This window comes from Kitasatospora sp. NPDC089509 (genome assembly GCF_044749365.1).
In the GTDB taxonomy this organism is placed as follows: domain Bacteria; phylum Actinomycetota; class Actinomycetes; order Streptomycetales; family Streptomycetaceae; genus Kitasatospora.
On record NZ_JBIVHS010000008.1, the window covers coordinates 83,534 to 106,564 of the forward strand.

Here is a 23,031-nt window from a genome sequence, read left to right on the forward strand (position 1 = left end):
CTCAGCAGGTCACTTCGAGCCATTGACGGCGGCGCCGGTCAGCGCCCCGATCGGGGTCTCCGCGATCCCCAACTTCTTCGCGGACTCCAGCAGTTGCCGCAGCTGTCCGGCCTGCTCGCCACCGCCGCCGATCAGCTTCAGCAGCAGCGCGGACACCGTCAGGTTCTGCACGTCCGCGGTGGACACCGAGGACAGCACCCGGGTGAGGTCCGCGGTGAAGTCGGCCCGCCCGTCCAGCCAGGGCCCGGCCAGGGTCTGAGCGGTCTGCGAGTGGCCGACGAAGGCGTCCACGCTCTTGCCGGCCGTCACCGACTGCACCAGCTTGTCGAAGAACACCGAGTCCCCGCCGACGATGTCGATCTTCGCCTTCTCCAGCCCGGTCGCGACCAGCGCGGCCTGCGCCTCGGCGATCTGCCGCTGGGCCTCCAGGGCGGCGAGCCGGACGTCCTTCTCGGCGGCCAGTCGCAGCCGGTACTCCTCGTGCCCGCGGGAGGCCTCGTCCAGCTTGGCCATCGCCGCGGCCTTCTCGGTCAGGCCCTCGGCCTCCGCCTTCAGCTTGGCGCCGACCTCCAGCGCGGCCGCCTTGGCCTTCTCGGTCTGCACCGCGGCCTCGGCCCGGCCGACCTTCTCCACCGCCGCGGCCTCCTGCTCCCGCACCTGCACCCGGGCCAGCCCCTCGGCGGCGGCCTCCGCCCGGACGCCCTCGGCGAGCTTGACCTTGGCGGCCGCGTCCAGCTCGGCGGCCTGCTGCCGGGCCTCGGCCAGTACCAGCGACTCGCGGGCCTTGTGCGCGGCGGCCTGCTCGGCGGCCTCGGCGGCCTTGATGTCCTTGACCAGCTTCTCCTGCGCCTCCGCCTCGGCCTGGATGACGACCGCCTTGCGGGTCCGCTCGGCCTCCTCGGTGGCCCGCAGGGTCTTGACGGCCTCCTCCTGCTCGGCGACGGTGCGGTCCACCGCGACCCGCTCGCGGACCACGTCGGCGACCTCCCGGCGGCGCGACTCGACCTCCTTCTGCTTGGCCATCACGGCGAGTTCGGTCTCCCGCTCGCGGCCGACGACCTCCAGCAGCCGGTCCTTCTCGATCCGCTCGTTCTCCACCGCGATCACCCGTTCGCGGTTCTTCTGGGCCACCGCGACCTCGCGGGCCTGGTTCTCCCGCTGCACCCCGAGCAGCTCCTCGGTGCGCAGGAAGGCGGTCTGGGCGGTGAGCCGCTCCTCCTCCTGCACCCGGGCGATCACCGCGTCCTCCTTGGCCCGCAGGGTCTCGATCTCGCGGCGCTGGCGGATCTCGGCGTCGGCCTGGCGGCGTTGGAGCTCCAGGACGGTCTCCCGGGCGTCCACGTTCTGCCGGGTGATCTCCTTCTCCTCGGTGCGCTGGTACTCGTTGGTGCGCACGTGCTCGATCGCGGTCAGCTCGGTGATCTTGCGGATGCCCTGGGCGTCCAGGATGTTGTCGGCGTCCAGCTGGCTCATCGGGGTCTGTTCCAGGTGGTCGATGGCCGCGTCCTCAAGGGTGTAGCCGTTGAGGTCGGTGCCGATGACCGCGATGATCTGGTCCCGGAACTCGTGCCGGTGGGTGTACAGATCGGTGAAGTCCAGCTGCTTGCCGACGGTCTTGAGCGCCTCGGCGAACTTGGCGGCGAAGAAGTCCTGGATCGCCTGCGGGTCGCTGGCCCGGGCGGTGCCGATCGACTGCGCCACCTTGACGACGTCCTCGACGGTCTTGTTCACCCGGACGAAGAAGGAGATCCGGATGTCCGCCCGGATGTTGTCCCGGCAGATCAGGCCGTCCCGGCCGGCCCGGTGGATCTCCACGGTCTTCGCCGTGATGTCCATCAACTCGGCCTTGTGCAGGATCGGCAGGACGATCGCCCCGGTGAAGGTGACGTCCACCTTCTTGGTCCGGGAGACGATCAGTGCCTTGCCCTGCTCGACCTTCTGGAACAGGCGGCCCACGAACAGCAGTACGGCGAGCAGGATGAGCAGCACGACGGCGACGAGCACGCCGAAACCCACGGCGATGGTGTCCATCACGGAGTCCTTTGACGGAAATGGTGGTGCGAAGTGGTTGACGGAAGGGGGAATTGACGAGCCGTCAGGGACTGGCCGGCGGGTCGAACGGCGCGACCAGGAAGTGCTCGCCGTCCGCGTCGTAGTCGTAGATCAGCGCGGTGCGGCCGGCCGTCAGGGCCGGTTCGGGCTCCGGCGTGCGGACCTGCACGGTCGCGGTGGAGCCGTCCTCGGCGGTCACCTCGGCCTGCCCGAAGTCGGCCGTCACCCGGCCGGTGCGGATCACGCAGACCCGGCCGACGAAGTCCCCCCGGGTGATCGGCCGGTCCTCCGGGAACAGCCGCCGCAGCGGCCGGACGAGCAGTCGGGTGCCCGCCCAGGCGGCGACCAGCGCGACGGCGAACACGCCGCCGCGCGCCGGTGCCCCCGTGGTGAGGACGGTGCCGGCCAGGCTGACGAACCAGGCGAGCGCGACCAGCAGCGAGACCGCCACCGTCGCGGGTACCCCGCCCAGCCCCAGCGCGTCCAGCACGCCCCCGTGGTGGCCGGTGCCGTGTCCCGTGTGTCCCCCCTGGACACCGTGGGCACCGTCCGGGGCGCCGTGGGCGCTCCCCGCGCCGGACGCCCCGTGGGCCACGCTCCCCCCGACACCGTGCCCCCCGACACCGTGTCCGACGTGACCCACCGGGCCCACATGCCCGGCGTGTCCGGCACCCAGGTGGTGTCCGACGCCGTGCCCCCCGTGCACGGCGTCGAACCCCAGGCCGCCGATCAGCATCAGCAGCCAGTACCCGACGACCACCACCAGCGCGAAACTGAACAGCGCCGTCGGAAAGGCCAGCGCGGCCGCGAAGAAGTCCCCCGTCCCGGCCATGCTCCCCCGCCTTTCCCACGGCACCGGACATCGGCGCCGGGGAGATCATGGCAGCGCGGGCGGGCTCCGCACATTGCCAGGATCCGGCAATCTTTACGGCCTTTTGACACCCTGGTACGCACGTCCGCGGTGACACTGCAACAGCCGGGCAACAGGACGGCCCCGGGCAGGTCACCCGGGGTTTCGGCCCGTCGGGGCAGCCCGCCGGGGCGGGTCCTACAGCGGCTGCTCGGGCCAGTTCAGCAGCCGCGCGCCCATGGCCGCGGTCTCCAGGGTGAAGCGCTGCAGGGCGTCCGCCGGGTCGTAGCCCGTGAGCGCCTTGATCCGCTCCAGCCGGTAGCCCAGGGTGCGCACGCTCAGCCCCAGCCGGCGGGCCGCCTCCGCGTTCACGTACGCCGCCTCGGCCTGCACCGCGATGGTGTCCAGCAGCGGACGGGCCCCGCCGCGCGCCTCCGTCAACGGGCCCAGCACGCTGCGCACCAGGTCCGCCATCGCCGCCCGGTCGCGCATCAGCACCGGGAACACCAGCAGTTCCTCGGCCTTCAGCTGGCGGGCCGACAGGCCCAGCCGCTGGGCGTAGTCCAGCGCGTCCAGCGCCTCGTCGTAGCTGCGCAGCACCCCGCTCGCCCCCGAGTGCCGGCGCCCGGTGGACACCCGCAGCACCGGGCGGTAGCCGGGGCCGGGGCGCAGCGTCAGGTCGGCGAAGGCCTCCAGCACGGCGCGCTCGGAGTCCGGTGCGATGCACACCAGCCGGCCGTCCTTGCTGGCCAGCAGGACGTCCCGCTCGCCGAACCGCCCGGCCAGCTCCCGCTCCACCCGGTGCACCAGCGGATGGACGTCGGCGAACGGCTCGTCGCCCACCGCGACCGCCACCGTGTACGCGCCCGCCAGGCGCAGTCCGAACCGCTCCGCGCGCTCCGCCAGCAGGCCGAGGTCGGCGCGGCCGTGCAGCAGGTCGTCGATGAACTCCCGCCTGGCCGCCTCCTCGTGACGGACCGCCAGGCGCTGCGAGCGCTCGTGCCCCTCGCCCAGCGCGGCCAGCGCGGCGTCGGTGGCGGCCAGCACCGCGTCGCCCATCCGGCGCAGCTCGCCGACGCTGCCGGCGGCGGTCGCCCCGGGCAGCGTCTGCCAGGCCCGCCGGGCCGCGGTCAGGCAGTGCGAGACCACCTCGCGCAGCCCGTAACCGGCCTCGGCGCACTGTTCACCGAGCCGGCGCAGCGCCTCCAGCTCGTCCCGGCGCAGCAGGCGCCCGGTGCGGGAGACGTCGGCGAGCAGGGTGAGGTACGCCTCCGCCAGTTCAGTGGGTATGTCGCACTCGTCCGTCTCGTTCACCGTGTCCTACGTCCCCCGTGCGGCCTGGAATTTCGGCGGTGAACCTTATCAGGATCCTGACGACCGGGGCCTTGCGCGCGGCGCGCGCTACCGCTCGCGGAAGTTCAGGACGAAGCGCGCGCTGCTGCCGTCGATCCGCCGCCGGACGTACAGCGCCGGGCTGCCGTCCGGGGTGCAGCTGACCCCCTCGCGGACCAGCAGCGGGGTGCCCGGCGGGACGCCCAGCAGTTCGGCGTCCGCCAGGTCCGCGCCGATCGCGCCGAAGGCCCGCCAGTCGTACTCCAGCTCCACCCCGCCCGCCCGGGCCAGCTCCCGCACCAGGTTCCCGGCGTGGCCGGGCCGCACCAGCTCGGGGGGCAGCGGGCCGAACGGCACCCAGTAGCTGCACGCCGCCCGGGCCCGCCCGCCGAGCCGGAGCACCGAGTCCAGCCGGAACAGCTCGTCCGGCGCCCGGTCGAGCTGGCGGGCCGCCTCCTCGTCCTCCGCCGAGCCGGTCACCGGTGGGGCGGCCACCACGAACTCGCCGTCGCCCCGCCCGCCCTCCGGCAGCGCGGTGTGCACGCTGCCGAGGTCGAAGCGCTGACTGCGCGGGTCCACCGCGATCGAGACCCGGACGGCGGGCGGGCGCACGAAGGTGCCCACGCCCCGGCGGATCTCCACCGCCGCCGCCCGCTCCAGCTCGGCGACCGCCTGCCGCACGGTGAGCCGGTTCACGCCGAACTCGGCGCTCAGCTCCGGCTCGCTCGGCAGCCGGGCGCCCGCCGGGTAGCCGCCGGCGTCGATCCGCTCCTGGAGCTGCCGGGCCAGCCGCCGGTACAGCGGGACGTTCGGGGGAGTGCCCGGGGGGTTCGTTGCCACGCACCCGATCCTACGAACCGGACGGCCGCTTCTCCGGCTCGCCGTGGCGGGCCGAGGGCGGTGGGATGGAAGGGCGTCCCGATCCCGGCGGGGGATTGGACATCTAGACGTCTAGATGTCCTACTGGACGTCCTGCTCGCCCCGCGTGCGGCTCCACCCGAAAGGCCTCCCCATGTCCCTGGTCAACTTCCGCGACGCCGCCGTCCTCAGCGACCCCGAGGGCCTGCGGATCCGCCCCGGCGTGCTGTACCGCTCCGCCCAGCCCTACCCGGCCGCCGACGAGGCCGTCGTCGCCCAGCTGCGCGCCTGCGACATCCGCACCGTCGTCGACCTGCGCGACCCCCGTGAGACCCGGCCCACCGACTGGGCCGCCGCCGAGGCCGCCGGGATAGCCGTGGTCGCCGCCCCGGTGAACCCGGCCACCGACGCCCTCACCGCCCACATGGCGACCATGACCACCGCCGCCGACCTCGGCGAGTTCTACCTGCTGCTGGCCGAATCCGCCCCCGAGGCCGTCGCCGCCGCCGTGGCGGCCGCCGCCCGCCCCGGCGCCGTCCTGCTCCACTGCGCCGCCGGCAAGGACCGCACCGGCCTGCTCACCGCCCTGCTGCTCGACCTGCTCGGCGTCCCCACCGAGGCCATCGTGGCCGACTACGCCCGCACCGCCGACGCCCTCCCGCAGATCTTCGCCAACCTCGCCGAACGCCACCGCACCGCCCTCAACGACCAGGGCGAAACCCGCGTCACCGACTCCGACGGCCGCCGGCTCACCATCCCCGCCCCGCTGCTCCAGGCCCCCGGCGAGGCCATGTCCGTCTTCCTCACCCACATCCGCACCCGCCACGGCGGCGCCGCCGCCTTCCTCCCCACCTGCGGCGTCCCCGCCACCACCCTCGGCGCCTTCCGCGCCAAGGCCGCCGTCCCGGCCGCCTGAGCGGCGCGCCCCGGCTGGTTCCCGGGACTGAGCCCATCCCGGTTCGGGCCCCGACGGCAGGGCCGGGCGTCCGCCCCGGTGGGCCTCAGACGTCCCGGCGGCGGACCACGACCACCGTCACCGCGACCGCGACGGCCGCCCACACCCCCATGGTGATCCAGGAGTCCAGCACGCTCGGCGCCCACTTGCTCGTGGTGGTCGAGGAATCGGGGTTGTAGGTGAGCCGGCCGACGGTGGACAGCGGCAGGTGGCTGCCGATCTCGTGCAGCCAGCGGTAGCGGTCGCCGCCGAACATCAGCGGCAGGATGAAGAACAGCAGCACCAGGGACACGATCGAGGCGGTGGCGTGCCGCAGCAGCGCGCCCAGGGCCATCCCGATCAGCGCGCAGACCGGCACGATCGCCGCGTAGGCCAGGACGGCCCGCAGGCTGACCCCCTCGGTGATGGAGAGCCCGACGTGCCGGGAGGCCAGCATCGCGTTGGTGGCGAAGAAGGACACCGCCGACACCACGGCTCCGGCCAGCGCGGTGATCCCGCCGATCAGCAGCACCTTGGCGGCGATCACCCCGCGCCGGTCGGGCACCGCGGCGAAGGTGGTGCGGATCAGGCCGGTGGTGTACTCGCCGAACACGGTGATCGCCCCGAGGCTGCCGGCCGCGATCGCCGTCAGGTAGCAGGCGATGTCGCTGAGGCCGTGGTACAGCGGGTCGTACCGGAACGGCGGGAAGCCGGGCAGCCGCGCGGGCGGATGGTCGATGTACGTCAGGTCGCTGTGCACGGCGTTGATGTTGACGGCGATCGCCACCAGCGAGGCCAGTGCCAGCACCCAGTAGGTCGAGCGCAGCGAGCGCAGTTTGATCCACTCGGCGGCCAGCAGGTCGGTGAACCGGGGCGCCGGTTCGACGGCCGCCCGGGCGGCCTCGGGGCGGACCAGGGTCATGGTGCTCATCGGGCTTCTCCAGCCGCGTACTCGACGCTGTCGGCGGTCAGGGACATGAACGCGGACTCCAGGGAGGAGGTCCGGGTGGCCAGCTCGTGCAGCACCACGCCGTGCCGCAGGGCGAGTTCGCCGATCCGTGCGGCAGGCAGCCCGGTGACGACGCCGAACTGCGGCTCGACCACCTCGACTTCGGCGCCCTCGCCCCGCAACACCTCGGCCAGAGGAGCCAGTTCGGGTGTCCGTACGGCCACTGCCGACTCCGCGTGCCGGGCCGAGAAGGCGGCCAGGCTCTCGTCGGCGATCAGCCGGCCGCGGCCGATCACGATCAGCCGGTCGGCGGTGTGCTCCATCTCGGCCATCATGTGGCTGGAGACGAAGACCGTCCGTCCCTCGTCGGCGAGGCGGCGGAACAGTCCGCGGACCCAGAGCACGCCCTCCGGGTCGAGCCCGTTCAGCGGTTCGTCGAAGAGCAGTACGGGCGGGTCGCCGAGCAGGGCGCCGGCGATGCCGAGGCGCTGCTTCATGCCCAGCGAGTAGCCGCCGATCCGCCGCCCGGCGGCCTTGCCGAGGCCGACCTCGGCGAGCACCTCGTCCACCCGGGAGAGCGGGATCCGGTTGCTCCGGGCCAGCGCCGACAGATGGGCCCGGGCGCTGCGCCCGCCGTGCACGTCGCCCGCGTCCAGCAGGGCGCCGACGTGCCGCAGGCCGCGCGGCCGGCCGGCGAAGGGCACCCCGTCGACGGTGACGCCGCCCTCGGTGGGGGTGTTGAGGCCCAGGATCATCCGCAGGGTGGTGGACTTGCCGGCGCCGTTGGGGCCGAGGAAGCCGGTGACGGTGCCCGGCCGGACGGTGCAGGTCAACTGGTCGACGGCCGTGGTGGCGCCGTACCGCTTGGTCAGTCGCTCGATCTCGATCACGGGGACAACGGTGCCGGTCGGGGCCGTGCGCGGGCATCGGGCGCCGGGCCACAACCGGGGGCCGCCACCCCCGCCCCCGGGATTACGCCCGCGGGCCGATGCTCCGTCCGACCGGCCGCCGCTACCATCGCGTCATGATCACCGAACCCCGCCCGCCCCTGCTCAGGCGCCTGCCCGCGGGCGTGTGGGTGGCGGCGTTCTGGACGGCCATCGTGGTGTTCCGGTTCTTCACCCGCGTGAACGAGTTGCACCACCTCCTCGACTACCAGGGCAACACCGAGGACATGCCCCTGGTGGTCACCGCCCTGGTCACCACCCTGGTCGCCTTCCTGCTGGTCCGGCTGCCGCTGGCGGCCGTCGCGGTGGCGCTCGCGGGCGGCGTCTTCTCGCTCGGGATGTGGACCCAACCGGCCACCGCGCCGGTGCAGTTCCTGATCGCCGAGGCGGTGGTCGGCCACTGCGTGGCCACCCGCTCCCGGCTGCTCTCCACGCTCGCGGTGGCGATGCCGCTGGCCGTGCTCGCCACCCTGTACGCCTGGGGCGCCGTCAACGGCTACCCGGTGAGCCCGTACGCCTACCTGGGCCTCGCCGCCACCGTGCTGATCGCCTGGCTGATCGGCAACACCGTCCGCCAGGGCCGGGCCCACGCCGAGGCCCTGCACGGCCGCGCCGCCGAGCAGGCGGTCACCGCCGAACGGCTGCGCATCGCCCGCGAGTTGCACGACATGGTGGCGCACAACATCGGCATCATCGCGATCCAGGCGGGCATGGGCAGCCGGGTCATGGCCACCCAGCCCGCCGAGACCCGCAACGCGCTGGACGCCATCGAGGCCACCAGCCGGGAGACCCTGGCCGGGCTGCGCCGGATGCTCGGCGCGCTGCGGCAGGGCGAGGGGGAGTCCGCCCCGCTCGAAGTCGCGCCCGGGGTCGAGGAGTTGGACCGGCTGGTGGAGCGGACGGCCGGTGCCGGGGTGCGGGTCGCGCTGACCCGCGGCGGCGAGGTCCGGCCGCTGCCGGCCGAGGTGGACCTCGCCGCCTACCGGATCGTCCAGGAGTCCGTCACCAACGTGGTCAAGCACTCCGGCACCCGCGACTGCCGCGTCACCGTCGAGTACGGTGCCGAGCGACTCGCCGTCACCGTCGTGGACCTGGGCGCCGGTACTCCGAACGCCACCCCCGGCACCGGCTACGGCCTGGCCGGGATGCGCGAGCGGGTCGCCCTGCTGCACGGCGAGTTCAGCGCCGGCCCGCGCCCGGGTGGCGGCTTCCGGGTCGCCGCCCTGCTGCCGATCCCGGCGTCACCGGATGCGGCACAGGATGCGGCACCGACCGCACCGGCCGTCGCGGAAACCGCCGCGCCGGCCGACCAGACCCCCCTGGAGGTGGGACCGTGATCCGCGTCGTCCTGGTCGACGACCAGCCGCTCATCCGCACCGGTCTGCGGGTGCTCATCGCCGACGCCCCCGACCTGGAGGTGGTCGGCGAGGCAGGCAACGGCGCCGAGGCCGTCGACCTGGTCACCCGGCTGCGCCCGGACGTCGCCGTGATGGACATCCGGATGCCCGGCATGGACGGCATCGAGGCGACCCGCCGGATCCTCGCCGACCCGGACCTGCCCACCCACGTGCTCGTCCTCACCACCTTCGACGACGACGACTACGTGTACGGCGCGCTGCGCGCCGGGGCGAGCGGCTTCCTGGTCAAGGACCTCGCCCTGGAGACCATCCTGGACGGCGTCCGGGTGGTCGCCGCCGGGGACGCCCTGCTCGCCCCCGGCATCACCCGCCGGCTGATCGGCGAGTTCGCCGCCCGGCCGGACGCCGCCGCCCGGCCGCGCAGGTCCGCCGAGGGCATCACCGAGCGCGAGCGCGAGGTGCTCACCCTGGTCGGCCGCGGCCTGTCCAACGCCGAGATCGCCGAGCAGCTCACCATCAGCGTGGCCACCGCCAAGGCGCACGTGGCCCGGCTGTTCACCAAGCTGGACGCCCGCGACCGGGTCCACCTGGTCATCCACGCCTACGGGTTCGGCCTGGTCGCCCCGTCCTGAGGAACCCGGGACAGCGCGAAGTGCCGGAGCGGGACAGCGCGAAGCGCCGGGGCGGGCCCGCACAGCCCGCCCCGGCGCCTGTTCCCGCACCGGATCCTCGGGGCACGAGACCCCTCTGTCCCCTCGGATCCGCCGGATCGTTCAGCCCCTCAACCGCCCCACGCCGCTCAGGGAACGATCGCGTGCGAGATCTGGCATCCGCTGACCGCGTTCGACCAGGTGCCCTGCATCGCGAACGAGCCGGTCGCGAAGGCCACGTTCTGCGAGCCGCCGGTGCCGCCGACGCCCTTCCAGGCGCACTTGTCGGCGTTCTCGGCGCCGGTCGAGTCGGTCCAACCGCCGGCCGGGTTCTGGTCGGTGACGGTCTCCGCGTACTCGTGGCCGAACACCATGGTCACGCCGTCCAGCAGACCCGCGGTGCCGCTGTTGACGTAGTTCTGGCCGCAGGAGGAGCCCATGTCGGTCACGTACGGGTCGTTGCTGAACGCCACGTCGCCGTACGGCGAGCTGGCCGCGCCGCCGCTCAGCGTGGTGTCGCCGTTCCAGTCGTGCCAGGCGCAGAAGTTGCCGCCGGTGGTGTTGAAGCCGTCCGGGTGGGTCCCGGTCGGGGAGAGCACCACGTACTGGACGTTGCGGTTGGCGGCCGCGGTGGTGTTGCCGAAGTGCCCGGCGGCCTTGATCGCCTCGTTGGCGATCTGGTTGCCGGTGGCCTGGGCCGGGGCGGCGGCCGAGGTGTCCACCCAGACCCCGGCCAACGCGCCGCCGGTCGGGTAGCCGACGTGCGCGGTGGTGGAGCCGCAGCTGGTGGCGCCCTTGGCGACGCCCTCGCAGTACTGGGTCATGACGCCGGACCAGGTCTCGTTGTTGGTGCCGAGGCCCTTGTACAGCTGCTGCGCCCGGACGGCCTCGCCGGACGGGTCGCCGGACAGCGTGGTGTAGCCGTTGGCGTCGGTGCCCGCGGTGCCCCACTGGGAGCCCCAGATCACCACGTAGACCTTCGGTGCGCCGGTGGTGACGCCGATGCCGTCGACGGCGCCGCCGTACTTCAGGTTGCTGGTGCGGGTCGCGGCCGTGGAGGCGGCGTTGGCGTGCTCGGCGCCTTCCCGGGTGGGGACGGTGCCGTGCCGGTACGGGTGGGAGTTCCCGGCGAACTCGCTGCCCGGCTGGACCGCCTGGGCGGACGGGGCGGCGGCGAACCCGGTGGCGGCCAGTGCCAGCGCGCTCAGCCCGGTCAGGGCCCGGACTCGCGCCCGGCGGGAGGTGGGGGACATGCCCATCGTGAGGGTTCCTCTCTCATGCCGACCGCGCACCGGGTGGGGCGCGGCGACACCGTGGGGGACGAACATGGAGAAACGCGGAGAAAACGACGACGGCAAGCCGAGCTTCACCGACCGCTCGTCATGAACGGTCAGGGAAGCGGGGATGGGGGACCGGTTTCACCGTCGAGCCGGAAGCAAAGCACCGCGGCTGAAACCGGGTCAACGAGGCCACGAGTAAGACCCGCCCCAAGAGCGGCCCCGGATAACGTATCGAAAGTCAAAAACCCGCAGCTGACGGGCCGTTGATGCGCGTAGCGAAGCGGAACCTCAACAGTTGAAAGCGGCTTCTACACCGTATGTCGGGCCGCTCGGCCGCCCCCCGGGGCCATCGGCCGCCCGCTCAGGCCGCCGGCTCCGAGATCTCCGCGATCCGGATGATCCTCCCGTGCGAGTCCAGCACCACGTCGTAGGCGTTGCCGAAGCAGGCGTACGGGTCGGCCGGATCGCGTTCCGCGAGGCAGTCGTTGAGGTGGGTGACCAGTTCGTCCAGCTGGACGGGCTTGGCCGGATCCGCGTTCGGCCGGTCGACCAGGGTGGCGTCGACCCCGGCGGCGGCGAAGGCGTAGTGGACGGGCGTGCCGGTGGCCTCGTAGTGCGGCGGGGTGCAACTGTGCCGGGCGGGCTGGGCGGTGAGTTCGGCGGGGCCGGCCGAGACCACGATCATCACCTGGTGGCCGGGGAGCGGTTCCGGCGCGGTGCACTCCGGGGTGGGCGACTCCGGGGCGGCGATGGTGCCGGCCGCGGGGTAGGTCCCGTCGTCGTCGACGAAGTCGTCGTCGTCCAGCAGCGGGTCGTCCGCGCCCTCGTCGGCGAGGGCCGCGGCCGAGGAGGCGGCGGCCACCGTCGGGCGGGAGTCCGCCGGGGTGCAGCCGGTGAGTGCGGCGGCGGCCGTTCCGGTCAGCAGGACGGCGGCGAGGAGGATACGGGGCACGGCCATGGCACAAGTCTCCCCCGGGTTGCACTGGTGGTCGGCACCCGGGTACACGTCCGCCGGGCGCACAACGGTTCCCGCCCCCGCCGGATGTGCGGATCCGGCGGGGGCGGGAGGTCTCGGGGAGTGGTCCGGAGTCGGAGGCGGTCCGGAACCAGGGGCGGTCCGGAGCCGGGAGCGGTCCGGAGCCGGGAGCGGTCCGGAACCGGGGCGTCAGACCGCGACCGGCCGCTGCGCCTCGTACGCCTCGCGCACCCGGGCCTGCACCACGGCGTCCACGCCCAGGTGGTCGAGCCCGAGCAGCGCCGCGCCCAGCACCGGCGGTGCGACGACCACCCGCGGTTCGGCCAGCGGGGCGGCCTTCGCCAGCCGCGCCGTCACGTTGTCGAGCAGCAGCGGCTGCCGGGAGGCGAGCACCCCGCCGCCGAGCACCACCGGGGTCGGCGCGTCCAGCAGGTCCAGCCGGCCGAGCGCGACCACGGCGAGCCGGACGATCTCGTCGGCCTGCCGGTCGATCAGCTCCAGGGCGGTCGCGTCCCCCTGGTTCGCGGCCGCGAACAGCACCCGGACGATCTCGTGCAGCCGGGTGTTCGGCAGGTGCCCGAGGTGGACGGCCTCGGCGACCGCCCCGGCGCTGGGCAGCCCGAAGTGTTCGGCGATGGCCCGGGCGAGCCGGGTCGGCCCGCCCCGGCCGTCCTCGGCGCGCACGGCGTGCCACATGCTGGTGATGGCGAGCCCGGAGCCGCCGCCCCAGTCGCCGGTGAGTTCGCCGAGCGCCGGGAAGCGGGCGGTGCGCCCGTCGGGCAGCAGTCCGACGCAGTTGATGCCGGCGCCGCAGACCACCGCGACCCCGCGCGGCCCGTCGGTGCCGGCCCGCAGCAGGCCGAAGGTGTCGTTGACGACGGTGTTGCTGACGCCCCACGGGTGCGATTCGAGGGCGGTGCGCAGCGCCTCCTCCTCCACCGGGAGGTCGGCGTTGGCCAGGCAGGCGCTGACGTGGTCGGTGAGCACCCCGGTCCAGCCGGGGTGGCCGGCGGCCGCGGCGGCCTGTTCGACCAGCGGGGCGAGGCCGGCCACGGCGGCGGCGCCGCCGATCCGCTGGGGTGCGAAGCCGCCGCCGCGGGCGGTGCCGAGGACGGTGCCGTCGGCGCCGATCAGGGCGACGTCGGTCTTGGAGTTGCCCGCGTCGATGGCGAGGACGCCGGGCAGGAGTGGTTCGGGCTGGTGGGTCATCAGGTCCCCGCGGCTCGTACGTGGCCCGGCCGTAGCCCCGGCCGGGGTGATCGGTGTCTCCTCGCCGCCGGACCCCCGCTCGGGCGGGGGTCCGGCGCGGTGGGCGCTCAGGCCCAGGCGAGGTGCTCGCGGTTGTGGGCGAGCAGCCGGTCGGTGAGCCGGTCGGCGGTGTCGAGCTGGCCGACCAGCGGGTGGGCGAGCAGGGCGTCGAAGACCCGGTCGCGTCCGCCGCGCAGGGCGGCGTCGAGCGCGAGGTGCTCGTACGAGGTGACGGCGGCGATCAGGCCGGCGAACAGCGGCTCGACCGGCTGCTGCGGCAGCGGCCGCACGCCGGCGGCGTCGACCTCGGCGGGCACCTCGATGACGGCGTCGTCCGGCAGGAAGGGCAGCACCCCGTCGTTGCGGGTGTTGACCACCTGGACGGTGGTCCGGCCGTCGGTCCCGAGCAGGGAGGCGATCAGCTGGACGGCGGCCTCCGAGTAGAAGGCCCCGCCGCGCTTGCCCAGCAGCTCGGGCTTGGTGTCCAGGGTGGGGTCGGCGTACAGCTCCAGCAGCTGGCGCTCGATCTCGGCGACCTGGGCGGCCCGCGAGCCCTGGACCTTGAGCTCCTCGACCACCGCGTCGTGCTGGTAGAAGTACCGCAGGTAGTACGAGGGCACCACGCCGAGCCGCTGCACGAAGGCCTGCGGCAGGTGGAGGTCGTCGGCGATCTCCTTGCCGTGCGAGGCGAGCAGTTCCGGCAGCACCTCCCGTCCGCCGGTGGCGCCGGGCGCGTCCAGCAGGGTCACCCCGCGTTCCCAGGTCAGGTGGTTGAGCCCGACGTGGTCGAGTCGCACCAGCTCCGGGTCGACCCCGAGGTGGGCCGCGAACTTGCGCTGGAAGCCGATCGCGACGTTGCACAGCCCGACGGCCTTGTGGCCGGCGGTCTGCAGGGCCCGGGTGACGATGCCGACCGGGTTGGTGAAGTCGACGATCCAGGCGTCCGGGTTGGTGCGGCGGACCTGTTCGGCGATGTCCAGCACCACCGGGACGGTGCGCAGCGCCTTGGCGAGCCCGCCGGCGCCGGTGGTCTCCTGGCCGACGCAGCCGCACTCCAGCGGCCAGGTCTCGTCCTGGTTGCGCGCGGCCTGGCCGCCGACCCGCAGTTGGAGCAGCACGGCGTCGGCGTCGGCGACGCCCGCCACCAGGTCGGTGGTGGTGGTCACCGCGGCCGGGTGCCCCTGCTTGGCGAAGATCCGCCGGGCGAGGCCGCCGATCAGCTCCAGCCGCTCGGCGGCCGGGTCGATCAGCACCAGTTCGCCGATCGGCAGGGTGTCGCGCAGCCGGGCGAAGCCGTCGATCAGCTCCGGGGTGTACGTCGAACCGCCGCCGACGATGGCCAGCTTGAGACCGGAAACAACAGCGGACATCAGCCCTTGACCCCTGTCAGTGTCACGCCTTCGATGAAGGCCTTCTGTGCGAAGAAGAAGAGGATGATCACCGGGGCCATCACCAGCAGGGTGGCGGCCATGGTGAGGTTCCAGTTGGTGTGGTGGGCGGCCTTGAACGACTCCAGGCCGTAACTCAGCGTCCAGGCATCGTGGTTGTTGCTGGCGTAGATCTGCGGGCCGAAGTAGTCGTTCCAGCAGTAGAAGAACTGGAACAGGGCGACGGCGGCGATGGCCGGCTTGGCCATCGGCAGGACGACGCGCAGCAGGGTGCGCAGGTCGCCGCAGCCGTCGATCCGGGCGGCCTCGATGTACTCCTTGGGGATGGTCATCAGGAACTGGCGCAGCAGGAAGATCGAGAACGCGTCGCCGAAGGCCATCGGGATGATCAGCGGCCACAGCGAGCCGTCCATGCCCAGCTGCTTGGCCCAGAACAGGTACATCGGGATGACGGTGACCTGCGGGGGCAGCATCATCATCGCGATGACCGCCATCAGCGCCAGGTTGCGGCCGCGGAAGCGGAACTTGGCGAGCGCGTAGGCGACCGGCAGGCTGGAGACGATGGTGAGCAGGGTGCCGGCGCCGGCGTACACCAGGGTGTTGCGCCACCAGGTGAGGAAGCCGGGGGTGTCCCACACCTGGGTGTAGTTGCCCCAGTTCCAGGAGGTCGGCCAGTAGTCGGTGGTGAGCGCCTGCTGGTCGTTCATCACTGAGGTCAGGAAGACGAAGACGAAGGGCAGCAGGAAGAACAGCGCGGCGGCGATCGCCAGCGAGTGCACGGCGACCCAGTTGAGCAGGGCGCGGCGCCGGGCGACCCGGGCGGCGGCGGTGCCGGTGGCGGTGCGGACCGGCGGCTCACCAGGCCTGATCGTGGGCGTGGGGGTGGAGCTGAGAGTCATGTCGGAGTCCTCATCCGTCCGCTAGTCGTCGCTCGCCATGAAGCCGGACCGGCGGCGGAGCAGGAGCGAGGTGACGGCCATCGAGATGGCGAACAGCACCAGGGCGACGACGCAGGCCGCGCCGTAGTTGAAGCGCTGGAAGCCGAGGTTGTAGACCATCTGCGGCAGGGTCCAGGTGGAGCCCTGCGGGAACCCGGGCTCGAACTGCTGCCCGGAATTGCCGGCGATGCCGCTGGCGACCTTCCCGGCGACGTACGCCTGGGTGTAGTACTGCATGGTCTGGATGACCCCGGTGACCACCGCGAACATGATGATCGGGGAGATGTTCGGCAGCGTGACGTACCGGAACCGCTGGAACGCTCCGGCGCCGTCCAGTTCGGCCGCCTCGTACTGCTCCTTGGGGACGTCCAGCAGCGAGGCCATGAAGATGACCATCAGGTCGCCGATGCCCCACATGGCGAGCAGGGTGAGCGCGGGCTTGGACCAGTTCGGGTCGGCGAACCAGCCGGGCTGCGGCAGGCCGAGCTCGCCGAGCAGGTGGTTGAGCGGGCCGGTGCCCGGGTTGAGCAGGAAGGCGAAGGCGACGGTGGCGGCCACCGGCGGGGCCAGGTACGGCAGGTAGAAGACGGTGCGGAAGAAGCCCGCGCCGGTCTTGACCTTGGTGATCAGCAGCCCGATGCCGAGGCCGAAGGCGACCCGCAGGGTCACCATCACCAGCACCAGCCACAGGGTGTTGCGCAGGCCCTGCCAGAAGGTCGGCAGGTGGTTGAAGACGTAGTCCCAGTTCTTCAGGCCGTTGAAGGTCGGCGCGCCGAAGCCGTTGTACTGGGTGAAGGAGAAGTAGGCGGTGGAGATCAGCGGGTAGACGAAGAAGACGCTGAACCCGATGAGCCAGGGGGAGAGGAAGGCGAGGGTGCGGGCCGCCTCCCGGCGGCGCTTCCGGCGCAGCAGGTGCTGCGTGGAGGGCGCCGCCGGGTCGGTCGTCCCGGCGTCCTTGCGGGTGCCGAACGCGAGTGACATGGGAGCTCCGTGGACCGTTCCCGCTACTTCGCCTGGGCGATGTCGGTGTCGATCTGCTTGGCGGTCGCGGCGAGTCCGGCCTTGAGGTCGGTCTGCTTGCCGGACTCGTAGTCGTAGCCGAGGTTCTGCAGCGAGACGATGTAGCCGCCGCCGTTGACGCTGGCCGGGGTGGTGCCCGAGTTGGGGTTCTTGGCGACGTCCAGGAAGGTCTTGAAGTTCGGGTCGCTGACCAGCTTCGGCGAGTTGAGCGCGTCGAAGGTGCTGGGCACGTTGTGGATCGCGTTGGCGAAGTTCACCACCGCGTCGGTGTCGGTGGTCAGGAACTTGACGAACTCCCAGGCCGCGGCCTGCTTCTTGCTGGTGCTGGCGATGCCGACGATGGTGCCGGTCTGGTAGCCGCGGCCGTAGGTGGCGGCCTGGTCGTCCGGCACCGGGAAGGGCGCGGTGGCCCAGTCGAAGTCGGGCTTGCTCTCGGCGAGCGAGGCGGTGCGCCACTCGCCGTCGATGGCCATCGCGACCTGGCCGGTGTGGAAGGGGTTCTTGGCGCTGAACTCCTCGCCGAAGGTGGCCCGGTACTTGTCCAGCTTGGCGTAGCCGCCGAGCTGGTCGACCATGCCCTTCTGCCAGTCGAGCATCGCGGCGACCTTCGGGTCGGCGGCGAGGTTCGACTTGCCGTCGGCGTCGAAGTAGGTGGCGCCGTACTGGCCGAGGAAGTGCTCGGTGGTGGACTCGTAGCCGTGGTACAGCGGCATGAAGCCGAGCTGCTTGTACGAGTCGCCGTCGGCGACGGTGAGCTTCTTGGCGTCGTCGGCGAACTCGCTGAAGGTCTTCGGCGGGGCGGTGATGCCGGCGGCGGCGAAGGCCTTCTTGTTGTAGTACAGCCCGTACGCGTCGCCGAGCAGCGGCAGCGAGCACTGGTTGCCCTGGAACTGGGTGTAGTTGAGCATCGCGGCCGGGAAGGTCTTGGCCGGGTCGATGCCGCTCTTCTGCAGCTGGGGCTTGAGGTCGATGAAGGCCTTGGTCGAGCAGAACATGCCGACGTTGTTGGTGGTGAAGGAGGACACCACGTCCGGGGCGCCGTCGCCGCCGGCCCGCAGGGCCTGGTTGACCTTGTCGTCCGCGACGTTGCCGACCGGCTTGACGTGGATGTTGGGGTGGGCCTTCTCGAAGGCGGCGATGGTGTCGTTGATCGCCTTCACCTCGTTGTCCTGGCTCCAGCCGTGCCAGAAGGTGATGGTGACGTCCTTGCCGCTGGCGGAGTCGTCGCTGCCGCCCGACTCGCTGGAACCGGTGCAGGCGGAGGCGAGCAGGGCCAGGACGGCGCTGCCGGCGACGGCGGCGATGGTGCGGCGGCCTCTGCGGGAGGTGATGGCGTGCACTTCGAGGTCCTCCTGGGGGTGCGCGGGCAGGCGTCGTTGCCTCGGGTCCCGCGTAGGGGGTTGGGGGAGAGGTGGGTGCAGGGGGAGCGTCTGTGGGTCGATCCGTGGGTCGATCGGGTCGTGCTGCGGGTGGATCGGCGGGGTGGATCGGCAGGTGGTTCGGCAGGTGGTTGGGCGGGCGGATCGGTGGGCGGCTCAGTGGGTGGAGAAGACCGCCTCACGGGCGTCCGAGAGGGCGCGTTGCAGGGCGCCGATCAGGACCGGCGAGCCGGGCAGGGCACTGCTGCGGATCTCCGGACGGGCGAGGCAGACCCGGGCCAGTTCGTCCTCGACGAGCGCGCGCAGGCGTTCGCCGCCCGCACTCGGCACCGCGCCGGAGAGGACCACCAGCCGGGGGTCGACCACGGCGACGATCACGGACAGCCCGACGGCGAGCCGTCCGGCCAGTTCGGACAGGAAGGTGTCGCCGGCGCCCGGGGTCTCCAGGGCCTTGGCGATCGACTCCTCCGCGCTGGGCGCGCCGAGCCCGTGCTCGCGGGCCAGGATCCGTACGGCGGGTGCGCCGACCTGGTCCTGGAACCCGCCGAACTTGCGGCGCCGGGCGTCCCACTGGACCGGCGAGCCGGGGACCGGCATGTAGCCGACCTCGCCGGCGCCGCCGGTGAAGCCGCGGTGTAGCCGCCCGGCGAGCACGACCGCCGCGCCGACGCCGGCCCCGGCCCAGAGCAGCACGAAGTCCTCGAAGCCGGCCGCCGCGCCGGAGGCCTGCTCGGCGACCGCGGCCAGGTTCACGTCGTTCTCGATCGACACCGGCGCGCCGATCGCCGCGGTCAACTCCTCGACCAGCCGCGGGGAGTGCCAGCCGGGCAGGTGGGAGGCGTAGCGCAGCTTGCCGGTGACCGGGTCGGGGGCGCCGCCGACGCCGATCGCCACGGTGCGCAGGCAGCCCGCGGGCAGCCCGGCGGCGCGCACCGCCTCGGCGACGGCGGCGGCCACTCTCGGCACGGTCTCGGCGGCCGGGACGCCTCTGGTGGACACGCTGTGCTCGGCCAGCGTGCTGCCGGTGATGTCGGCGACGGCGACCCGGATCCCGCTGTTGGTGACGTCCAGTCCGGCGACGTACCCGGCGGCCGGATTCACCTGGTACAGCTGCGCGTTGGGGCCGGGCCCGCCCTCGGTGGTGCCGACCGGCAGCACCAGCCCGGCGACCTCCAGCCGGGACAGCAGCTGCGAGGCGGTGGGCTTGGACAGCCCGGTCAGGGAGCCGATCTGGGTGCGGGAGAGCGGGCCGTTCTCCAGCAGCAGTTCGAGGGCGGCGCGGTCGTTGATGGCGCGCAGCAGGCTGGGGGTGCCGGCGAGGGGAGCCTTGGCGGTGCTCTTGGTCATGCCCGGAATCCTCCCCTTTCGGCTGGTGGACCGGAACTGTTAGGAAACTTTCCAGTCGCTTGGACAGGACCGTACGGTCCGCGTCAGCGGGGTGTCAATGGCCGGTGCCCCGGAGGATGCCGAAGCGTTACCGCTCCGCGAGACCCCCGAGACCGGGCCCGGGAGGCCCTGTCGTTCGGCGACGACACTCCCTAGGGTCGGGGGCATGCGTCTGAGTGCGATGATCCTCCCCATCCACCGGTGGAGTGAGGGCCAGAAGATCTGGCGGCGGGCCGAGGAGCTCGGGTTCCACGCCGCGTACACCTGTGACCACCTGTCCTGGCAGTCCTTCCGGGACGGGCCCTGGTTCGGCGCGGTCCCGACCCTGACGGCGGCGGCCTGCGCGACCGAACGGATGCGGCTGGGCACGCTGGTGACCTCGCCAAACTTCCGGCACCCGGTGACCCTCGCCAAGGACCTGATCGCGCTGGACGACGTGTCCGGCGGGCGGGTCACCCTGGGGATCGGGGCCGGCGGGATCGGCTTCGACGCGACGGCGCTGGGGCAGCAGGCGTGGTCGCCCAAGGAGCGCGCGGACCGCTTCGGCGAGTTCCTGCCCCTGCTGGACGAGCTGCTGACCAACGACGCCACCACCCGCGAGGGCACCTACTACTCCGCGGTCGAGGCACGGAACATCCCCGGCTGCCTCCAGACCCCCCGGGTGCCGTTCTACGTGGCCGCGACCGGCCCACGCGGATTCCGGCTCACCGCCGAGTACGGGCAGGGCTGGGTGACCTACGGCGACCCGAAGGGCCCCGCGGCGATGCCGGCGGACCAGGCCCCCGCCGTGATCGCGCGGCAGATCGACCAGCTGACCGCCGCCTGCGAGGCCACCGGCCGCGACGTCGCGACGCTGGAGAAGCTGCTGCTGCACGGCTCCACCCAGGAGAAGCCGCTGCAGTCGCTGGACGCCTTCGTCGACTGGGCCGGCGCCCACCGGGAGGCGGGCATCACCGAGCTGGTGCTCCACTGGCCGATCCCGGACTCGGTCTTCGCCGCCGACCTCGCCGTCTTCGAGCGGATCGCCGCCGAGGGTCTCGCCCAGCTGGGCTGACCGGACTGGCCCCGCAGCACGAAGCCCCGCCCCCACCGGAGTGGGAGCGGGGCTTCGCAGCGCCGGGACGCCGAAGAACCGTTACGGCTTCTGCAGCGCCGGGTCGTCCATCGGCGGCTTCGGCACCGGGATCGGCTCCGCCGCCCGGTAGCGCGGCGAGGTCGGGTCCGACAGCGCGGACGGCGGCGAGGGGTCGACCGAGGTGATCGACACCCCGGTGGCCACCGCCGCGGCCTCCTCCTTGACCTTGATCCCGGCCAGGTCGAAGGCCGTCTTGAGCCGCTGGCGCAGGGCCCGGGAGACCGTCGGTGCCTTGCCCGGAGCCGTCCGGGCCTCGATCCGCACCATCACCGAGTCCGCCGCCACCGACTCCACGCCCAGGATCGACACCGGCGCCCAGACCAGCTCGTCGTACGGCGCCTCCTTGGAGAGCCCCTCGGCGGTCTCCTGGATCAGGTCCTCGACCCGCTGGAGGTCCTCCTTGTACCCGACCTGCACGTCCACCGAGGCGGTCGCCCAGCCCTGGCTCATGTTGGCGATCCGCTTCACCTCGCCGTTGCGGATGTACCAGATCTCGCCGTTGGCCCCGCGCAGCTTGGTGACCCGCAGGCCGACCTCCAGCACCGTGCCGCTGGCCACCCCGGTGTCGATGTCGTCGCCGACGCCGTACTGGTCCTCCATGATCATGAAGACCCCGGAGAGGAAGTCCGTCACCAGGTTGCGGGCGCCGAAACCGATCGCCACACCGGCCACACCGGCGCTCGCCAGCAGCGGTGCCAGGTTCATCCCGAGCGCGGAGAGCACCATCAGGGCCGCCGTGCCCAGGATGGTGAAGGAGGCCATGCTGCGCAGCACCGAGCCGATCGCCTCCGAGCGCTGCTGGCGCCGCTCCGGGTTCACCACCCCGTGGTTGGCCAGCAGGCCGCCCAGCCGGCTCTCCTCCCGGTGGTCGTGACTGCGGGCCATCCGGGTTATCAGCTGGGTGATCAGCTTGTTCACCACGGTCCGCAGCACCAGCGCCAGCAGGATGATCAGGATGATCTGCAGGCCGTGCGTCAGCCAGTTCTGCCAGTGGGTGTCGAACCAGCTGGCCGCCTGCTTGGTGGTGTCGGTGACCTCCTGCGCGCTGGTGGGGATGCGCAGCTGTGGCAGGTCCGGCGCGGTGGGGGAGGGGGCCGGCGTCGGGTGGGTGAGCGTCGAGGACGCGTCGGTCGGACCGGTGGCGCCGGAGCGGAACACGAGCGGGACCTTCCTTGCTGGGGACGTGACCGGTCCGTGCCGCGCAAGCGGCCCGCGGACCGTGCGCGCTAGCCTATCCGGCGCCGAACACCGGCCCGGACCCGCCGACCGGCGTGCGGGACACCCCGGACGCCCCGTCAACGCCCCGGTGCGCTCCCCCGGGGCGCCACCCCCGCACCACCGGCCCCACCTCCCCCGAACGGCCGCAGCCCCTGCGCCGTACGGCCCACGGCGCTGCGCCGACCGGCCGAGCCCCGATCCCGCCCGGACCACCGCCCCGGCCGGGCCGGGGCCCGCGTGCAACCGGACCCTCCCCAGGGCATACCGGGTATGACCGAGACCACACCCGAAGTTCGCGTCAGGTCCGTTACACAGGAGTGGTGGCGCCGTACGAAGGCGTAAGGCGACACTGGGGGAGATCACGCACTCGTTGCGCGATCCAACCGCTCGTCCCGGCGCGAGCCACGCGCCGCAGGCGTCCAAGGAGGCATCCGTGCCGCATGTCCTGGTCCTCAACGCGTCCTACGAGCCACTCGGCGTCGTATCGATGCGCCGCGCACTCATCCTGGTCCTCAACCACAAGGCGGTCAGCCTGGAGGACACGGGAGTCACTCTGCACAGCGCCACCAGCGCCCTTCCGGCGCCGTCCGTCGTCCGACTGACCCGCTTCGTGCGGGTCCCGTTCTGCGGGCCCGTCCCGCTCACCCGCCGGGCGCTGTTCGCCCGCGACCACGGCCGCTGCGTCTACTGCGGGGCCGCCGCCACCAGCGTCGACCACGTCATCCCGCGCAGCCGGGGCGGCCAGCACCGGTGGGACAACGTGGTGGCGGCCTGCCGCCGCTGCAACCACACCAAGGCCGACCGCCACCTGACCGAACTCGGCTGGCGGATGAAGCGCCCGCCCGCACCGCCCAGCGGCCTCGCCTGGCGGATCATCGGCACCGGGATCAAGGACCCGCGCTGGCGGCCCTACCTGGAGCCGTACGGCGGTGGTGACCAGTTGCGCGCCCCACAGTGGGGCGAGTACGAGCACCACGACCATACCGAGCCGACCCATTCGGTCCCGATCGGCCGGGCGCACGTCGCCCACGCCGCCCCCGTCCGCCGCGGCGAGCAGCCCGAACCGCTCTCCGCCTGACCACAGCACCACAGGGCCCGCCCGTCACACGTCGGTACGCGCCTCATGGGCCGCC

Annotated in this window: 20 protein-coding genes; 5 read left to right on the top strand and 15 right to left on the bottom strand. The window is 72.8% G+C overall.

The window, feature by feature from the left end:
- Positions 1-9 precede the first annotated feature (9 nt).
- The 4 genes from ACIP4P_RS19120 to ACIP4P_RS19135 form a co-directional block, all read right to left on the bottom strand.
- Positions 10-2,031, bottom strand: a complete 2,022-nt coding sequence (locus ACIP4P_RS19120) for a flotillin family protein (protein WP_400919931.1) — start codon at positions 2,029-2,031, stop codon at positions 10-12.
- 64 nt (positions 2,032-2,095) lie between these two features.
- The gene (locus ACIP4P_RS19125; protein ID WP_400919933.1) at positions 2,096-2,884 is read right to left on the bottom strand and encodes a hypothetical protein; all 789 of its coding nucleotides are present in this window, start codon (positions 2,882-2,884) and stop codon (positions 2,096-2,098) included.
- Positions 2,885-3,100: 216 nt separating this feature from the next.
- On the bottom strand, positions 3,101-4,216 hold the full coding sequence (locus ACIP4P_RS19130) for a PucR family transcriptional regulator (protein ID WP_400919935.1): 1,116 nt from the start codon (positions 4,214-4,216) through the stop codon (positions 3,101-3,103).
- 87 nt (positions 4,217-4,303) lie between these two features.
- Positions 4,304-5,074 carry a GntR family transcriptional regulator gene (locus tag ACIP4P_RS19135; RefSeq protein WP_400919937.1) on the bottom strand — a complete coding sequence of 257 codons (771 nt, stop codon included), beginning with the start codon at positions 5,072-5,074 and terminating at the stop codon, positions 4,304-4,306.
- Between the two features lie 172 nt (positions 5,075-5,246).
- Here ACIP4P_RS19135 and ACIP4P_RS19140 point away from each other — a divergent pair, with 172 nt between their 5' ends.
- Positions 5,247-6,008, top strand: a complete 762-nt coding sequence (locus tag ACIP4P_RS19140; protein WP_400919939.1) for a tyrosine-protein phosphatase — start codon at positions 5,247-5,249, stop codon at positions 6,006-6,008.
- An 85-nt stretch (positions 6,009-6,093) separates the two neighbouring features.
- On the opposite strand, the gene ACIP4P_RS19145 is transcribed toward ACIP4P_RS19140, so the two are convergent.
- Both ACIP4P_RS19145 and ACIP4P_RS19150 read right to left on the bottom strand, forming a co-directional pair.
- Positions 6,094-6,957, bottom strand: coding sequence for an ABC transporter permease (locus tag ACIP4P_RS19145; RefSeq protein ID WP_400919941.1), 864 nt, complete (start codon positions 6,955-6,957; stop codon positions 6,094-6,096).
- On the bottom strand, positions 6,954-7,865 hold the full coding sequence (locus tag ACIP4P_RS19150) for an ABC transporter ATP-binding protein (RefSeq protein WP_400919943.1): 912 nt from the start codon (positions 7,863-7,865) through the stop codon (positions 6,954-6,956). Before ACIP4P_RS19150 ends, ACIP4P_RS19145 begins: the two co-directional genes overlap by 4 nt.
- 134 nt (positions 7,866-7,999) lie before the next feature.
- On the opposite strand from ACIP4P_RS19150, the gene ACIP4P_RS19155 reads away from it, so the two are divergent.
- Both ACIP4P_RS19155 and ACIP4P_RS19160 read left to right on the top strand, forming a co-directional pair.
- On the top strand, positions 8,000-9,259 hold the full coding sequence (locus tag ACIP4P_RS19155; RefSeq protein WP_400919945.1) for a sensor histidine kinase: 1,260 nt from the start codon (positions 8,000-8,002) through the stop codon (positions 9,257-9,259).
- Entirely contained in the window at positions 9,256-9,912 is a 657-nt protein-coding gene (locus ACIP4P_RS19160) for a response regulator (protein WP_400919947.1), read from the top strand. The genes ACIP4P_RS19155 and ACIP4P_RS19160 overlap by 4 nt, the downstream gene beginning before the upstream one ends.
- A gap of 167 nt (positions 9,913-10,079) precedes the next feature.
- Here the strand turns inward: ACIP4P_RS19160 and ACIP4P_RS19165 are convergent, their stop codons facing one another.
- The 8 genes from ACIP4P_RS19165 to ACIP4P_RS19200 form a co-directional block, all read right to left on the bottom strand.
- The gene (locus ACIP4P_RS19165; protein WP_400919949.1) at positions 10,080-11,189 is read right to left on the bottom strand and encodes a hypothetical protein; all 1,110 of its coding nucleotides are present in this window, start codon (positions 11,187-11,189) and stop codon (positions 10,080-10,082) included.
- Between the two features lie 382 nt (positions 11,190-11,571).
- Entirely contained in the window at positions 11,572-12,168 is a 597-nt protein-coding gene (locus ACIP4P_RS19170; RefSeq protein WP_400919951.1) for a hypothetical protein, read from the bottom strand.
- Positions 12,169-12,375: 207 nt separating this feature from the next.
- Positions 12,376-13,395 carry a BadF/BadG/BcrA/BcrD ATPase family protein gene (locus ACIP4P_RS19175; protein WP_350511738.1) on the bottom strand — a complete coding sequence of 340 codons (1,020 nt, stop codon included), beginning with the start codon at positions 13,393-13,395 and terminating at the stop codon, positions 12,376-12,378.
- A gap of 107 nt (positions 13,396-13,502) precedes the next feature.
- The gene (locus ACIP4P_RS19180; protein ID WP_400919953.1) at positions 13,503-14,804 is read right to left on the bottom strand and encodes a 6-phospho-beta-glucosidase; all 1,302 of its coding nucleotides are present in this window, start codon (positions 14,802-14,804) and stop codon (positions 13,503-13,505) included.
- Positions 14,804-15,721: a carbohydrate ABC transporter permease gene (locus ACIP4P_RS19185; protein WP_400919955.1), complete on the bottom strand. Its 918-nt coding sequence runs from the start codon at positions 15,719-15,721 to the stop codon at positions 14,804-14,806. Before ACIP4P_RS19185 ends, ACIP4P_RS19180 begins: the two co-directional genes overlap by 1 nt.
- Positions 15,722-15,742: 21 nt before the next feature.
- Entirely contained in the window at positions 15,743-16,741 is a 999-nt protein-coding gene (locus ACIP4P_RS19190; protein ID WP_350511735.1) for a sugar ABC transporter permease, read from the bottom strand.
- 23 nt (positions 16,742-16,764) lie between these two features.
- Positions 16,765-18,111 carry an ABC transporter substrate-binding protein gene (locus ACIP4P_RS19195; RefSeq protein WP_350511816.1) on the bottom strand — a complete coding sequence of 449 codons (1,347 nt, stop codon included), beginning with the start codon at positions 18,109-18,111 and terminating at the stop codon, positions 16,765-16,767.
- A 204-nt stretch (positions 18,112-18,315) separates the two neighbouring features.
- Positions 18,316-19,506, bottom strand: a complete 1,191-nt coding sequence (locus ACIP4P_RS19200) for an ROK family protein (protein WP_400919957.1) — start codon at positions 19,504-19,506, stop codon at positions 18,316-18,318.
- Positions 19,507-19,711: 205 nt separating this feature from the next.
- Here ACIP4P_RS19200 and ACIP4P_RS19205 point away from each other — a divergent pair, with 205 nt between their 5' ends.
- Entirely contained in the window at positions 19,712-20,599 is an 888-nt protein-coding gene (locus ACIP4P_RS19205) for an LLM class flavin-dependent oxidoreductase (RefSeq protein WP_400919959.1), read from the top strand.
- 81 nt (positions 20,600-20,680) lie between these two features.
- Here the strand turns inward: ACIP4P_RS19205 and ACIP4P_RS19210 are convergent, their stop codons facing one another.
- Entirely contained in the window at positions 20,681-21,838 is a 1,158-nt protein-coding gene (locus ACIP4P_RS19210) for a mechanosensitive ion channel family protein (protein WP_350511732.1), read from the bottom strand.
- A 493-nt stretch (positions 21,839-22,331) separates the two neighbouring features.
- Between ACIP4P_RS19210 and ACIP4P_RS19215 the strand changes: the two genes are divergently transcribed.
- A complete protein-coding gene (locus tag ACIP4P_RS19215; protein ID WP_350511731.1) occupies positions 22,332-22,976 on the top strand; it encodes an HNH endonuclease in 645 nt (214 codons plus the stop codon).
- Positions 22,977-23,031: the final 55 nt, after the last annotated feature.

Coding starts and splice junctions, on each gene's coding strand:
- ACIP4P_RS19205 (WP_400919959.1), top strand. CDS start 19,712: ATGCGTCTGAGTGCGATGATCCTCCCCATCCACCGGTGGAGTGAGGGC.
- ACIP4P_RS19120 (WP_400919931.1), bottom strand. CDS start 2,031: ATGGACACCATCGCCGTGGGTTTCGGCGTGCTCGTCGCCGTCGTGCTG.
- ACIP4P_RS19190 (WP_350511735.1), bottom strand. CDS start 16,741: ATGTCACTCGCGTTCGGCACCCGCAAGGACGCCGGGACGACCGACCCG.
- ACIP4P_RS19185 (WP_400919955.1), bottom strand. CDS start 15,721: ATGACTCTCAGCTCCACCCCCACGCCCACGATCAGGCCTGGTGAGCCG.
- ACIP4P_RS19125 (WP_400919933.1), bottom strand. CDS start 2,884: ATGGCCGGGACGGGGGACTTCTTCGCGGCCGCGCTGGCCTTTCCGACG.
- ACIP4P_RS19145 (WP_400919941.1), bottom strand. CDS start 6,957: ATGAGCACCATGACCCTGGTCCGCCCCGAGGCCGCCCGGGCGGCCGTC.
- ACIP4P_RS19165 (WP_400919949.1), bottom strand. CDS start 11,189: ATGGGCATGTCCCCCACCTCCCGCCGGGCGCGAGTCCGGGCCCTGACC.
- ACIP4P_RS19175 (WP_350511738.1), bottom strand. CDS start 13,395: ATGACCCACCAGCCCGAACCACTCCTGCCCGGCGTCCTCGCCATCGAC.
- ACIP4P_RS19180 (WP_400919953.1), bottom strand. CDS start 14,804: ATGTCCGCTGTTGTTTCCGGTCTCAAGCTGGCCATCGTCGGCGGCGGT.
- ACIP4P_RS19155 (WP_400919945.1), top strand. CDS start 8,000: ATGATCACCGAACCCCGCCCGCCCCTGCTCAGGCGCCTGCCCGCGGGC.
- ACIP4P_RS19200 (WP_400919957.1), bottom strand. CDS start 19,506: ATGACCAAGAGCACCGCCAAGGCTCCCCTCGCCGGCACCCCCAGCCTG.
- ACIP4P_RS19170 (WP_400919951.1), bottom strand. CDS start 12,168: ATGGCCGTGCCCCGTATCCTCCTCGCCGCCGTCCTGCTGACCGGAACG.
- ACIP4P_RS19140 (WP_400919939.1), top strand. CDS start 5,247: ATGTCCCTGGTCAACTTCCGCGACGCCGCCGTCCTCAGCGACCCCGAG.